The 14,100-nt window shown below is 71.5% G+C and carries 8 protein-coding genes; all 8 read right to left on the bottom strand.

All coding sequences use genetic code 11. The features are described from left to right. Positions 1–594 (bottom strand): ABC transporter ATP-binding protein (locus tag VM95_RS35345; protein WP_045704889.1); only part of this gene is annotated, 594 nt, incomplete at its 3' end. Positions 595–613: 19 nt separating this feature from the next. After that, positions 614–1,564 (bottom strand): ABC transporter permease, encoded by a 951-nt coding sequence (locus tag VM95_RS35340; protein WP_045704887.1) that lies wholly within the window; start codon positions 1,562–1,564, stop codon positions 614–616. Then, positions 1,557–2,486: an ABC transporter permease gene (locus VM95_RS35335; RefSeq protein ID WP_045704885.1), complete on the bottom strand. Its 930-nt coding sequence runs from the start codon at positions 2,484–2,486 to the stop codon at positions 1,557–1,559. Before VM95_RS35335 ends, VM95_RS35340 begins: the two co-directional genes overlap by 8 nt. Positions 2,487–2,625: 139 nt before the next feature. Then, complete coding sequence (locus VM95_RS35330; RefSeq protein ID WP_045704884.1) at positions 2,626–4,269, bottom strand: peptide ABC transporter substrate-binding protein; 1,644 nt, start codon at positions 4,267–4,269, stop codon at positions 2,626–2,628. 429 nt (positions 4,270–4,698) lie between these two features. After that, the gene (gene typA / locus VM95_RS35325) at positions 4,699–6,603 is read right to left on the bottom strand and encodes a translational GTPase TypA (RefSeq protein WP_045704883.1); all 1,905 of its coding nucleotides are present in this window, start codon (positions 6,601–6,603) and stop codon (positions 4,699–4,701) included. Positions 6,604–6,831: 228 nt separating this feature from the next. Then, complete coding sequence (locus tag VM95_RS35320; RefSeq protein ID WP_052707768.1) at positions 6,832–8,559, bottom strand: ABC transporter family substrate-binding protein; 1,728 nt, start codon at positions 8,557–8,559, stop codon at positions 6,832–6,834. 93 nt (positions 8,560–8,652) lie between these two features. Continuing rightward, the gene (locus tag VM95_RS35315) at positions 8,653–11,190 is read right to left on the bottom strand and encodes a SpoIIE family protein phosphatase (protein WP_078861051.1); all 2,538 of its coding nucleotides are present in this window, start codon (positions 11,188–11,190) and stop codon (positions 8,653–8,655) included. Positions 11,191–11,491: 301 nt separating this feature from the next. Beyond that, the coding region (locus VM95_RS35310; RefSeq protein WP_341846051.1) for a SpoIIE family protein phosphatase at positions 11,492–14,100 on the bottom strand (2,609 nt) is incomplete at its 5' end.

Genomic DNA, 14,100 nt, shown 5'->3' with positions numbered 1-14,100 from the left:
CTCGTCGGCGATGATCAGGTCCGGTTCCAGGGCCAGCGCCATGGCGATCATGATGCGCTGGCGCATGCCGCCGGAGAACTGGTGCGGGTAGTCGTTCACGCGCTGCTTGGCGGCGGGGATGCGGACCCGCTCCATCAGCTCGACGGCCTTGGCCTTCGCCTCCTTCTTGGAGGCGCCCTGGTGCACCCGGAACATCTCGCCGAGCTGGTAGCCGACGCTGAGCACCGGGTTGAGCGCGGAGAGCGCGTCCTGGAAGATCATCGCGATCTTCTGGCCGCGGATCTGGCGCCGCTCCTCGTTGCTCATCTTGAGCATGTCCCGGCCGCGGAACAGGATCTCGCCCTTGGTCACCTTGCCGGGCGGCATGTCCAGGATGCCCATGATGGTCTGGGCCGTCACGGACTTGCCGGAGCCGGACTCGCCGAGGACGGCGAGGGTCTCGCCGGCCGCGACGGAGTAGTTGACGCCGTTCACGGCCTTGGCGATGCCGTCCCGGGTGTGGAACTCCACGTGGAGGTCCTTGACCTCCAGGAGGGGAGTGCCGACTTCGAGCCGGTCGCTCTTCTGGTTGTTGTTCTCGATCACGGTGGTCATCGGGTCGTCACCTCTTCTCTCAGCGGAGCTTCGGGTCGAGGGCGTCGCGCACCGCGTCGCCGAGCATGATGAACGCCAGCACCGTCAGGCTCAGCATTCCGGCGGGGAAGAACAGGGCGAACGGGGCCGTACGGATGGACTTCTGGGCCGAGCTGATGTCGATGCCCCAGGAGATGGTCGGGTCCTGGAGACCGATGCCGAGCCAGCTCAGGGTCGCCTCGAGGGCGATGTAGCCGCCGAGCGCGATGGTGGCGACGACGATCACCGGGGCGATCGCGTTCGGCAGGATGTGCCGGAACATGATCCGGCCGGTGCCGGCGCCGAGCGCCTTGGCGGCCGTCACGAAGTCGGCCTGCTTGATGGTGATGACCGAGCCGCGCATGACGCGGGTCATCTGGGTCCAGCCGAGGGCGACCAGCGCGAACACCACGCTCCACACGGTGCGCGAGGTGAAGGCGTTGAGGATCACCAGCGAGCCGAGCAGCAGCGGGATGCCGAAGAAGACGTCGGTGAGGCGGGAGATGATCGTGTCGACCCAGCCGCCGAAGTAGCCGGCGATCATGCCGGTCAGACCGCCGACGATGGTCACGCCGACGGTGACGCAGATGCCGACGACGACCGAGGCGCGGGCGCCGTAGATCACGCGGGCGTAGATCGAGCGGCCCTGGATGTCGTAGCCGAACCAGTCCGCCTGGAAGAAGTTGGTGTAGTCCGGCTTGCCCAGGTAGTGGGCGCGCAGGTCACCGGCGCGCGGGTCCACCGAGGTGAACAGGCCCGGGGCGATCGCGATGACGACCAGCAGCAGGATCAGCAGCGCGGAGATCACGAAGATCGGCCGGCGGCGCAGGTCGTGCCAGGCGTCGGAGCCGAGGCTGCGGGCCTTCTCCGGCTTGGCCACGGCCGCCGCGGCGGCCCCTTCGCGCGGGGAGGGGATCTGCCCCGCGTCCTTCTTCTCGGTCAGGTCAGGCATAACGAATCCTCGGGTCCAGGACCGCGTAAAGCAGGTCGACGATCAAGCCGGCGGCCAGGTACACAAGCACCAGGAAGGCGACGAAGCCGGAGACCGTCGGCCCCTCCTTGTGGTTGATCGCCATGAAGAGCGCGTTGCCGACACCCTTGACGTTGAAGATGCCCTCGGTCACGATCGCGCCGCCCATCAGGGCGCCGAGGTCGGTGCCGAGGAAGGTGACCACCGGGATCAGCGAGTTGCGGAGCAGGTGGGTGCCGATCACCTTGCGCCGCGGCAGGCCCTTGGCCACCGCGGTGCGGACGTAGTCCGCCTTGATGTTCTCGGCTATGGAGGTACGGGTGAGGCGTGCGACGTACGCCAGCGACAGCGAGCCGAGCACGACGGCCGGCAGCACCAGCTGGGAGATGTCGTTGCTGTCCTGGACGGTCGGGGTGACCCAGCCGAGGTTCTGCCCGAAGACCGTCTGGAACACGAAGCCGAGCACGGGGACCGGGATCGAGATCAGCAGCAGGGTCATGACCAGGGTGCCCTTGTCGAAGAGCTTCCCGCGGCGCAGACCGGAGACCAGGCCGATGCCGACACCGAGCACGATCTCGATGGCGAAGGCCAGCAGGGCCAGCCGGATGGTGACCGGCAGGGCCTCGGTGATCACGTCGAGCACCGGCCGCTGGTTGCCCAGCGTCTTTCCGAAGTCACCGGTGACCAGGCCCCCCATGTAATCGAGGTACTGCTGGATCAGCGGCTCGTCGAAACGCATCTGGTGCTTCAGGGCGGCGAGCTGGACCGGGTCCGGCGCCTTGTCGCCCCACATCGCGGCCACCGGGTCACCCGGCAGCACGTGCACCATAAAGAAGATGAGCGCGGTCGTTCCGATGAACACCGGGATCATCTGGAGCAGTCGCCTCGCGACAAAGCGCCCCATCGTGCCTCCATGTTGGCTCTGCCGGGCCCGTCAACCCGGAGAGATAAGTCGGCGTGCCAACGGCCGGTGCCAGTCCTCTCGCCCTTGTGGGGATGGACGGGCACCGGCCGTTGTCACCGGGTCAGGCGGTGCCGACCGATTACTTCTTCTTGACCTCGACGTCGGTGTAGACCGGGTTGCCGAAGGAGTCGAACTTCACGTTCTGGACGTTCTTCGAGTAGCCCGAAGAGGTCTTGTAGTACCAGAGCGGGATGGCCGGCATGTCCTTGGCCAGGACGGCCTCGGCCTGCTGGTAGAGCTCGGCGGTCTTCTCGACCGAGGTGGCCGCGTCGGCCTCCTTGGTGAGCTTGTCGAACTCGGGGCTCGAGTAGCCGGCGTCGTTGGCCGCGGCACCGGTGCCGTAGACGTCACGCAGGAAGTTGGCGTTCAGCGGGTAGTCCTGCACCCAGCCGGTACGCATCATGCTCGGGACCTGCTTCTTGGTGACCAGGTCGCGCGAGGTCTTGAAGTCGGGCTTCGGGTCGCCCAGGCACTCGACGCCGGTGTTCTGGCGGATCGAGTTGCAGACCGCGTCGACCCACTCCTTGTGACCACCGTCGGAGTTGTACAGGATGGTGATCTTGTTGCCGGGGACGCCGCCGCCGTCCTGGATCAGCTGCTTGGCCTTCGCCGGGTCGAACTTGCAGGCGTCGCCGCAGGTGCCGGCCTTGTAGCCCATGACGCCCGGGGCCACGAACGCGTCGGCGGGCTGGCGGTTGCCGTTGAGGACCGTCTTGGTGATGGTCTCGCGGTCGATCGCCATCGAGAGGCCCTGACGGACCTTCTCCTTGCCCGGGGCGTTCCACTCCTGGTTGTACAGGGCGAACGAGATGTTCTGGATGGCGCCCTGCGGCTGGTCGACCGCGCGCTTGCCCAGGTCGTCCTTGTACTTCGGCAGGTCGGTCGGGTCGACCTGGTCCAGCACGTCGAGGGTGTCGGACATCAGGTCCTTGTACGCGGCCTCGCCGGCCGTGTAGTTGCGGAAGATGATTCCGCCGTTCTTGGCCTTGTTCGTGCCCTGGTACTTGTCGTAGGCCTCAAGGGTGATGGCCTTGTTGTGCTCCCACGACTTGAACTTGTAGGGGCCGTTGCCGACCGGCTTCTCGCCGTAGCCGGCCGGGTCCTTGAAGAAGCCCTCGGGCAGCGGGTAGAAGGAGGAGTAGCCGAGCTTGTACGTGAAGTACGAGACCGGGCTGGTCAGGTCGATGGTGAAGTGCGTCTCGTCGACGACCTTCAGACCGGACATCTCCTTGGCGGTCGGGTCGCCCTTCTCCGGGTGCACGGCGTCGTAGCCGGCGATGTCGGAGAACCAGTCCGAGTTGATCTGGTTGTTGGCCGGGTTGGCCGACCAGTTCCAGGAGTCGACGAAGGACTTGGAGGTGACCGGGGTGCCGTCGTGGAAGGTCCAGCCGGACTTCAGGGTGACGGTGTAGTGCTTGGCGTCGGTGGTCTCGATCTTGTCGGCCACCTGGTTGCGCAGCGCGCCGGTCGCCGGGTCGTAGTCGACGAGGCCCATGAAGAGCTGCTTGACGATGCGGCCGCCCTGGTTCTCCATGGCGTTGGCCGGCTGCAGCGGACGCTGCGGCTCGCCGCTCTGGTAGCTGAAGACGCCGTTGGGGTCGACCGCGGAGCTGTCGTTGCTACCCGCGGAGTTGTCACTGCTGCCACCGCTACCACAAGCAGTCGCGGCGAGGGCGACAGCAACAGCTGCGACAACCCACTTGGCCTGGCTCGCACCGCGCATCGGTGTGCCTCCTGAATTCGACGTTGCAACGAGGAGAGCACTGCGGACGGTTCATACCGGGCCCGCTGTGCCGTCCGCGCTCGTGGTTTCGGCGCGCACCCCTGCGCGTTAACCCTTGACCCGAGCCTGACTGGCTCCACTATCCGTCACGCACGGACACGAAAGTGACCAGTGACGATCTCAATTAGGTCACATGAACAGTCGGTAAGTTTCGAAAACCGGACATATGAGACATAGCCAGACAGGCACCAAACGGACAGTCGTCACGGATGACGAACTGTCACGTCCGCTCAGCGGACACCCGGGTGTGATGAGCGCTATTCCGTGAATAGCGGCCCCGACAACTTGGAGTAGTTGAAAAAGTTCGCCCCCCTCTCCATCTGGAAAGGGGGGCGAACATTCCGGCCAAAGGCCGCGGCTATGACCGGATCACGCCTTCTTGGCGCGCGAGGCGGTGCGTCCGCGGTCCTTCTGGTCGAGAACGACCTTACGGATGCGAACCGTCTCCGGGGTCACCTCGATGCACTCGTCCTCGCGGCAGAACTCCAGCGACTGCTCCAGCGAGAGCTTGCGCGGCGGGACGATCGACTCGGCCACGTCGGCGGTCGAGGACCGCATGTTGGTGAGCTTCTTCTCCTTGGTGATGTTCACGTCCATGTCGTCGGAGCGCGAGTTCTCACCGACGATCATGCCCTCGTACACCTCGGTGCCCGGCTCGCAGAAGAGCACGCCGCGCTCCTGCAGGTTGGTCATCGCGAAGGCGGTGACCACACCGGCGCGGTCGGCGACCAGCGAGCCGTTGTTGCGGGTGGTCAGCTGGCCGAACCACGGCTCGTGGCCCTCGTGGATCGAGTGCGCGATGCCGGTGCCGCGGGTGTTGGTCAGGAACTCGGTGCGGAAGCCGATCAGGCCGCGGGACGGCACGACGAACTCCATCCGGACCCAGCCCGAGCCGTGGTTGGACATGTTGTCCATCCGGCCCTTGCGGACGCCCATGAGCTGGGTGACGGCACCCATGTGCTCCTCGGGCACGTCCACGGTCAGGCGCTCGACCGGCTCGTGGGTCTTGCCGTTGACCTCCTTGGTGACCACCTGCGGCTTGCCGACGGTCAGCTCGAAGCCCTCGCGGCGCATGGTCTCGATCAGGATGGCCAGCGCCAGCTCACCGCGGCCCTGCACCTCCCAGGCGTCCGGGCGCTCGGTGTCCAGCACGCGCAGCGAGACGTTACCGATCAGCTCGCGGTCCAGGCGGTCCTTCACCTGGCGGGCGGTGACCTTGCGGTCCACCTTGACGCCGGACTTGGCGTCCGCGCCCTTGCCGGAGCCGCCGCGGCCGACCAGCGGCGAGGTGTTGGTGCCGATGGTCATCGAGATGGCCGGCTCGTCCACCGTGATCAGCGGCAGCGCGATCGGGTTCTCGGTGTCGGCCAGGGTCTCGCCGATCATGATGTCGGAGATGCCGGCGACGGCGCAGATGTCACCGGGGCCCGCCACCTCGGCCGGCTTGCGGGTGAGCGCCTCGGTCATCAGCAGCTCGGAGATGCGGACGTTCTGGATCGTGCCGTCGCGCTTGATCCAGGCCACGGTCTGGCCCTTGCGCAGCTCGCCCTGCTCGACGCGCAGCAGCGCGATGCGGCCGAGGAAGTTGTCGGCGTCCAGGTTGGTGACGTGCGCCTGCAGCGGGGCGTCCTCGTCGTAGCTGGGGGCCGGGACGTGCTCCAGCAGGGTGGAGAAGAACGGCTCCAGGTTGGTGCTGTCCGCGGGAACGGTGCCGTTCTCCGGCTTGGTCAGCGAGGCGACGCCGTCACGGGCGCAGGCGTAGACGATCGGGAACTCGATCTGCTCCTCGTCCGCGTCCAGGTCCAGGAACAGGTCGTAGGTCTCGTTGATGACCTCGTCGATCCGGGAGTCCGGGCGGTCCGTCTTGTTGATGCACAGGATGACGGGCAGGCGCTGGGAGAGCGCCTTGCGCAGCACGAAGCGGGTCTGCGGCAGCGGGCCCTCGGAGGCGTCGACCAGCAGGACGACCGCGTCCACCATCGACAGACCGCGCTCGACCTCGCCACCGAAGTCGGCGTGGCCCGGGGTGTCGATGATGTTGATGGTGATCGGCGCGCCGCCGTCCTTGGGGTGGTACTTGACCGCGGTGTTCTTCGCGAGAATGGTGATGCCCTTCTCGCGCTCCAGGTCGTTCGAGTCCATCATGCGGTCGTCGAGCTGCTGGTGGGCGGCGAAGGCGCCGGCCTGCTTGAGCATGGCGTCGACCAGCGTGGTCTTGCCGTGGTCGACGTGGGCGACGATGGCGACGTTACGGATGTCGTTGCGCGTGGGCATGCCTTGCTGATTCTCCCGGAATCGTGGGTTGCGGCGCCCGGCTGCGTGACGCGCACTTGCGATCCCTGTCGATCGCCGCCGCCCGTTCCGCCTGCTACTACCGGTCCACCCGCCGGGCATCTGGACATGCGCGGCTTCCCCCTATCGTACGGGGAAGCGCCCAGGTGGGCAGAAACGACCAGGTCGGGCGGGATCAAGATCACAGCCGGTCGCCGCGCTCACGGCGCCCTACCCGGTCCAGCCCACGTCCTGGAAGCGCGGCCGGGTGAAGCCGAAGGCGCCGGCTCCGGCGAGGCCGGTCCGGGTGCCGACCAGGTCGGGGCGCTGGTAGAGCGGCACGGAGTGGCCGAGCTGCCAGATCCGGACGTCGGCCTCCTGGAGGAGGTCGAGCCGGGCGGCCGGGTCGAGCTCGGCGGCGGCCCGGTCGAAGAGGCGGTCGATCTCCTCGGTGCCGCTGCGGGCGTAGTTGCCGCCGGGGTCGAGGGCGCCGTCCGGGTTGGGCCGGGGCTTGGCGTAGGCGGCCCGCTGCTCGGCTGCCGGGCTGGGGCCGGCGGGCCAGGAGAACAGGGCGAGGTCGTAGTCGCCGGCGGCCAGGTGGTCCGCGGCGAAGGTCTCGGCGGGCACGGCCACCGGCCTGACCGCGATGCCGGCCTCGGCGAGGTTCGCCCGCAGCGCCTCGGCGGTACGGGCGGCGGTGGCCGAGCCGGCCGGGAGCAGCAGCGTCAGCGACAGCTCCTTGCCGTCCTTGGTCCGGGTGCCGCCGTTCGGGCGCTTCCAGCCGGCCCGCTCCAGCAGGTCGGCGGCGTCCGCGCGCCCGGCCGCGGCGCTGTCGTCCCGGTAGCCCTCCTGGTCCTGGGCGAGCAGGTGGCTGCCGAGCGGGGCGCCGGGCAGACCGAGCGGGGCGAGGGCGGCCTCGGCGATCCGCCGCCGGTCGACGGCCCGGGTGAGCGCGCGGCGCAGCGCCGGGTCCGTGAGCGGGCCGCGGGCGGCGTTGACGGTGAGCTGGGTGAGCGAGGCGGCTGCGGCCCGGTGGAGGGTGAGGCCGGGCAGCGACGCGGCCCGTTCGAGGGCCGGTGCCGCCGCCTGGGGCTCGGCCCGGTCCACGGCGGCGGTGAGCGGGGCGACGTCGAGCCGGTCCTGGTCGAGCGCGTCGAGCCGCCGCTCGGGCGGGACGGCGAGGAAGTCGATCCGGTCGGCCTTCGGCCGGTCCCCCCACCACAGCGGGTTGCGCACCACTTCGACCCGCTCGGCGTCGTACCGGGCGACGGTGTACGGCCCGGCGCCGAGGTGTCCGGTGCCGGTGAGCGCCCGGGCGAAGGCGCCCGGGGTGGCGGTCTCGGCAGCCGGGTAGAGCGGCCCGAACAGCGCGCGCCACTCGCCGTACGGCCGCCGGAAGGTGACCTTGACCTCGTGCGGGTCGGCGCCCTGGGCGATCGAGTCGATGGCGTCGTACCCGGCGGCCGGGCGCCCGCGGTAGGCGGGGTCGAGCCCGGAGAGGGCGGCCCGCTGGGCGCTGAAGTCGGCGGCGGTCAGCGGGGTGCCGTCGCTCCAGACGGCGTGCGGGTTGAGCCGGTAGGTGACGACCTGGGGCTGCTGCCCGGGCGGGGTGGACTCGGCGCCGGCCAGGTAGTCCGGGTCGGGGGCGAGCCGGCCGTGCTCGTCGGGCCGGAACAGCGCGGGGTACAGCGCCTGCGCGAGCAGCGCCGAGTCGGCGGTGGCGCCGCCCTGGTAGACGTTCAGCGTGGCGGGGACGCCGTCCAGGGCCCAGCGCACCGTGCCGCCGTCCCGGACGGCGTCGCGGTCGGGCGGCCGGACGTCCCCGGTGCCGGCGGTCGGGTCGGCCGGGACGGGGGCGGCGGCCGGGGTGCGGGCCGGGGCGGGGCCCTCGGTGCAGCCGCCGAGCGCGGCGGCGAGCAGCAGCGCGGCGGCTGCGGCGGTGAGCGGGCGGACGGGCATGGCGGTCATGCAACGCCGCCGGGCGGGCGGGGCCCGGGCCGACACGGCGGGCCGCCGGGCGGCTCACCCGGACGGCCCATCCCCTCGCAGGCCCTACAGCGCCAGCTCGAACCAGACGATCTTGCCCTTGGGGGTGCGCCGGCTGCCCCAGCGCTCGGCGAGCAGGCTGACGAGCTGCAGGCCGCGGCCGCCCTCGTCGGTCTCCTGGGCGCGCCGCTGCCGGGGCTGCGCGTAGCCGTCGTCCCAGACCTCGCAGACCATGCTGCGCTCGCGCAGCAGCCGCAGCCGGATCTCGCCCCGGCCGTGCTTGAGCGCGTTGGTGACGAGTTCGCTGACGAGCAGTTCGGTGGTGTCGACCAGTTCGTCCAGACCCCGGGCGAGCAGCCAACTGCAGGCCAGTTCACGGGCCTTGGCAACGGAGGTGGGCTCGGGCGGCAGGAACCAGTTGCCGACCGCGTCCTCGGGGAAGGCGTGCACCTTGGCCATCAGCAGGGCGATGTCGTCCTCGCCGTGGTGCGGGTTGAGCTCGCCGAGCACGTGGTCGCAGAGTTCCTCCAGGCCCTTGCCCTCGTCGGAGAGCGCGACCCGGAAGGCCTTCAGGCCCTCGTCGAGCTGGTGCTTGCGGCTCTCCACCAGGCCATCCGTGTAGAGGCCGAGCAACGCGCCGTCCGGGAGGGTCAGTTCGACCTCCTCGAAGGGCTCGCCGCCGACGCCGAGCGGCAGGCCGGGCGGCACGTCGAGCATCCGGGCGGGTTCGCCGGGGCTGAGCAGGACGGGCGGCAGGTGGCCGGCGTTGGCGAACACGCAGCGCCGGGTGACGGCGTCGTAGACGGCGTAGACGCAGGTGGCGAGGTAGACCTCGCGGGCCTCCTCGTCGGCCGACGAGGTGAGCCGCCCGTACGGGCTGTGCGGGCCGGCCGGGACGGAGTCGTCGCCGAGGCCGCGGGCGATCTCGTCGAGCGCGCCGAGCACTTCGGCCGGGTCGAGGTCGAGCATGGCCAGGGTGCGGACGGCGGTGCGCAGTTGGCCCATGGCGACGGCGGCGCGCAGGCCGCGGCCCATCACGTCGCCGATGACGAGGGCGGTGCGGTTGCCGGGCAGCGGGATGACGTCGAACCAGTCGCCGCCGACCTCGGTGTTGTTGTTGCTGGGCAGGTAGCGGCAGGCGATCTCCAGGCCGCTGGCGGCCGGCTTGCCGGGGGGCAGCAGGCTGCGCTGGAGGATGAGGGCGCGCTCGTGCTCGCGGCGGTAGAGCCGGGCGTTGTCGATGCAGACGGCGGCGCGGGCGACGAGTTCCTCGGCGATCGCGACGTCGCGGGCGTCGAAGGGCTCGCTGCCGATCGCCCGGGAGAGCTGGACGAGGCCGAGCACCTGGTCGCGGGCGACCAGCGGGACGATCAGGGTGGAGCGCAGCAGCGGGTCGGGCCCGGGCTCGGGGACGACGCTGCGGCCGGTGCGCAGCGCCCGGGCGTGCGGGGAGCGGCGCGGGTAGCAGAGGGTGCCGCCGGCTTCGGCGATCGGCAGGCCGGTGACGGAGCCGAGCACCGAGGAGGCGCCGCCGATGACGCTGGAGACGGCGACCCGGCGCAGTTCGCCGCTGCCGTCGGTGAGCACGCTGTCGCCGAGCCGCCCGGCGCTGGGGACGGTCTCGCCGGAGAGCAGCGCGGTGTACAGGTCGACGGTGGCGAGGTCGCAGAACGGCGGGACGACGACGTCGAGCAGTTCCTTGGCGGTGGTCTCCAGGTCGAGGGTGGAGCCGATGTGGGCGCTGGCCTCGTTGAGCAGGGCGAGGTTGCGGCGCACGCCGTCCGCCTCGCGTTCGGCGACGTGCCGGCTGGTGACGTCGGAGACCTGCCCGGCGATGCCCATCGGCTGCCCGGCGCTGCCGTTGAGGCGGTACAGCGACACGGCCCAGAGCCGGTTGCCCTCGCGGGTGGGGACGGGCGTGTGGAAGCGCAGGTCGAAGACGGGCTCGCCGGTGGCGAGGACCTTGCGCAGGGCGGCGGTGAGCCGGTCGGCCTCGCCGGCCGGGAAGAGGTCGTGCGCGGTGAGGCCTTCGAGGTCGGCGGGGGCGAGGCCCATGCCGGAGGCGAAGGCGTCGTTGACCCGCTGGAGGCGCAGCCGGTCGTCGAACAGCACGAAGCCGGTCGGGGTCTGCCCGAAGACGGCTTCGGAGGCGGCGAGGTCGGTCTCGACCCGGCGCAGCCGGCCGAGGTCGACGGCGAGGCAGGTGGCGCCGGCGGTGGGCAGGGCGCTGTCGGGCATCAGGTACAGCTCGGCGAGGCCCTCGCCGCCGCCCGCCTCCCGGTAGGGGGTGGTGCCGACCCACTCCTCGCCGGCCAGGGTGCGTTCCAGCCGGGCGCGGCCGCGCTGCCAGAGTTCGCGGGGGACGAAGGTGGCGATCGGGTCGGCGCCGACCGCTTCGCCGGCGGGGACGCCGAAGAACTCGGCGGCGCGCTCGCTCCACTGGCTGATCCGCCCGTCCGGGCCGATCGCGAAGGTGGCGACCCGGATGTAGTCGTAGATCGATCCGGGGTCGCCGACGCCCCAGGTCCGCGCCCCGGTGACGGCGGTGCGGGCGGGGCCTTCGGCACGGCCGCCCGGTGGGGCCGTGGGCGTGGGCGGTTGCAAGGCGCCGACCTGCCCGGGAACAGCGGCATGACCGCTGCTGCTCGGCGCGTTCCGCGCCGGGGTGCTGTTCAACGGACCGACCCCTCCAACCCGCGACCGTCCGGATGTCGAGAAGACCGAGTATTCATCATCGAGGGGTACGTTCACACGCCCTCAACATCACAACATCAGATCGGGCGAAGGTTTTTGTCCTACCGCCCGCGCAACCACAATGCCACGTCCGCGCCCCCTTCCGGGGCGCGCGCTCCCCCAGCGCCCGGGATGGCATATGCGTCCCGGTCCCGCGACGGACCGGCCGGCCTCACGGCGTCTCGGCCCCGCGGCCCGGCAGTGCCTGCTCGAACCAGACCACCTTGCCGATGCCCTCGGCCCGGGCGCCCCAGCGCAGCGCGAGCCGGCGGACCAGTTCCAGGCCCCGGCCGCCCTCGTCGGCCTCGGCCGCGTGCCGCTCGCGGGGCGGGTCGGGCAGCGGGTCGGAGATCTCGACCAGCAGCGTCTCGCCCAGGGTGAGCCGTAGCCCGATCGGGGCGCTCGCGTACCGGACGGCGTTCGTGACCAGCTCGCTGACCAGCAGTTCCGCGGTGTCGGTCAGCTCCTCGACGCCCCACTCGGCGAGCGTGCCGCGGACCAGCCGGCGGGCCCGGGAGACGGCGGTGGGTTCGGCCGGCAGGGTCCAGCCGGCCGTGGGGGTGCCGGCCTGGCCGTGGCCGAGCCGGGCGAGCAGCAGCGCGACGTCGTCGGGTTCGCGCCCCTGCTCCATGGTGTCGAGCACCGCCTCGCAGGCGGCCTGGATGGAGGCGTACGGCTCCTGGAGCACGGTGACGAGGCGGCCGAGGCCGACGTCGAGGTCCTTGTCCCGGGACTCGACCAGGCCGTCGGTGCACAGGGCGAGCAGGCTGCCCTCGGCGATCTTCAGTTCGACGGATTCGAACGGAACTCCGCCGACGCCGAGCGGCGCGCCGGAGGGCAGGTCGAGGATCCGGCCGGCGCCGCCGGGCAGCGGGCTGCCGGTGCGGGTCGGCTCGTCGGCCTCCTCGCGGGGCACCACCAGCACCGGCGGGATGTGCCCGGCCTTGGCGACGGTCAGCATCGAGGTGCCCGGGTCGTACACCGCGTAGACGCAGGTGGCGAGCAGCGCCTCGTCCGGGCCCTGGGCGAGGTCGTCGGCCAGCTCGTGGACGTGGCGCAGCAGCACGTCCGGCGGCAGGTCGAGGGCGGCCAGCACCCGGACGGCGGTGCGCAGCCGGCCCATGGTGGCGGCGGCCCGCAGGCCGTGGCCCATCACGTCGCCGACCACCAGGGCGGTGCGGTCGCCGGGCAGCGGGATGACGTCGAACCAGTCGCCGCCGACCTCGGTGCCGCTGCTGCCGGGCACGTAGCGGTAGGCGACCTCGACGCCGGTGGGCTGCGGGACCTGCTGCGGGAGCAGGGTGCGCTGGAGGGTGAGCGCGGCGGTGCGTTCGCGGGCGTACAGGCGGGCGTTGTCCAGCGAGCTGCCGGCCCGGTCGGCGAGTTCGACGGTGAAGGCGAGGTCGTCCCGGTCGAAGCCCTCGCGGTAGCCGGCCCGGCTGACCAGCAGCAGGCCGATCACGATGCCGCGGGCGCGCAGCGGGACGACCAGCATCGAGTGCACGCCGAGGTCGTGGGCGGCCTGCGTCTTGGGGTCCCCGGGGTAGGTGACGTCGTCCAGCTGGTCGGCGCCGGACAGCAGCTCGGGGACGCCGGTGCGCAGCACCCGGCCGCAGGCGGAGTCCTCGGCGAAGGTGATCCGGGCGCCGCGGCGGAGCATCACCTCGACCTCGGGGCCGTCCTGGACGGAGGCGGTGCCGAGCTGCAGCAGCGAGGTGCGGCGGTCGTGGCCGTGCCGGGGCAGGTCGTCACCGTGCGCGACGGCCTGCAGCAGGATCACCGCGGAGTGGTCGGTGAGCCGGGGGACGACGGAGTTGGCGAGCTCCTGGGCGATCATGGCGGCGTCGAGCAGGTCACCGACCCGGGAGCCGAACTCGTTGAGCAGCGAGAGCCGGCGCCGGGCGTGCTCGACCTTGGCGACGGCCCGGTAACGCTCGGTGACGTCCATGACGGTGCCGGAGATGCCGAGCACCCGGCCGGAGCGGTCGGTCATCCGGCTGTAGGAGATCGAGCGGTAGCCGGCCCGGGAGGTCACCGGGGAGGCGAGGGTGACGTCGATGACCGGCTCGCCGGTGGCCAGCACCTGGCGCTGGATGGCGGTGATCTCGTCGGCCGTCCGCTCGGGCAGGGTCTCGCCGGTGGTGCGGCCGACGTGGTCGTCCAGGGCGACGCCGTTCATCTCGGCGAGGGTCTGGTTGACGGCGGTGTAGCGCAGGTCGGTGTCCAGGATGGCGATGCCCAGCGGGGACTGCTCGAACAGCGCGTCGCGCACCGCGAGGTCCCGCTCGATGGCCCGGACGGCGGTCGCCTCGGCCAGGCTGACCTGTAGGAACGGGGTGCCGTCGCCGTCCACCAGGAGGGCGATCCGGGCGTCCACCGGGACGGGCACGCCCTCCCGGTCGCGCAGCTCGGCGTTGCCGGCCCAGCGGCCGTGCCGCAGCGTGTCCTGGACTGCGGCGCGGATCCGGCCGACCTGCTCCTGGTCGGGGATCAGCTCCTCGATCCGGCGGCCGACCAGCAGTTCGCTGGGCCAGCCGAGCAGTTCCTCGGCGGCGGGGCTCCAGAGCACCACGCGGCCGGCGGTGTCAAGGATCGCGATGGCGACCTTGAGCATGTCGAGCAGGCTGCCCTCGGGGGGCGCGGCGAGGCCGTACGGGGTGTCGGCGGGCCCGCCGGGGAACGGCCGGCCGGGGCGGCTGCGCAGGCCGGCCGGGGCGGCGGCGTCGGGGGCGGCCGGATCGGCGGCCGGATCGGCAGCCGGGGGGACGGCCAGGGTGGGGG

Source organism: Streptomyces rubellomurinus, from assembly GCF_000961885.1.
Taxonomy (GTDB): Bacteria; Actinomycetota; Actinomycetes; order Streptomycetales; family Streptomycetaceae; genus Kitasatospora; species Kitasatospora rubellomurina.
This window is presented reverse-complemented; position numbering and strand designations above follow the sequence as displayed.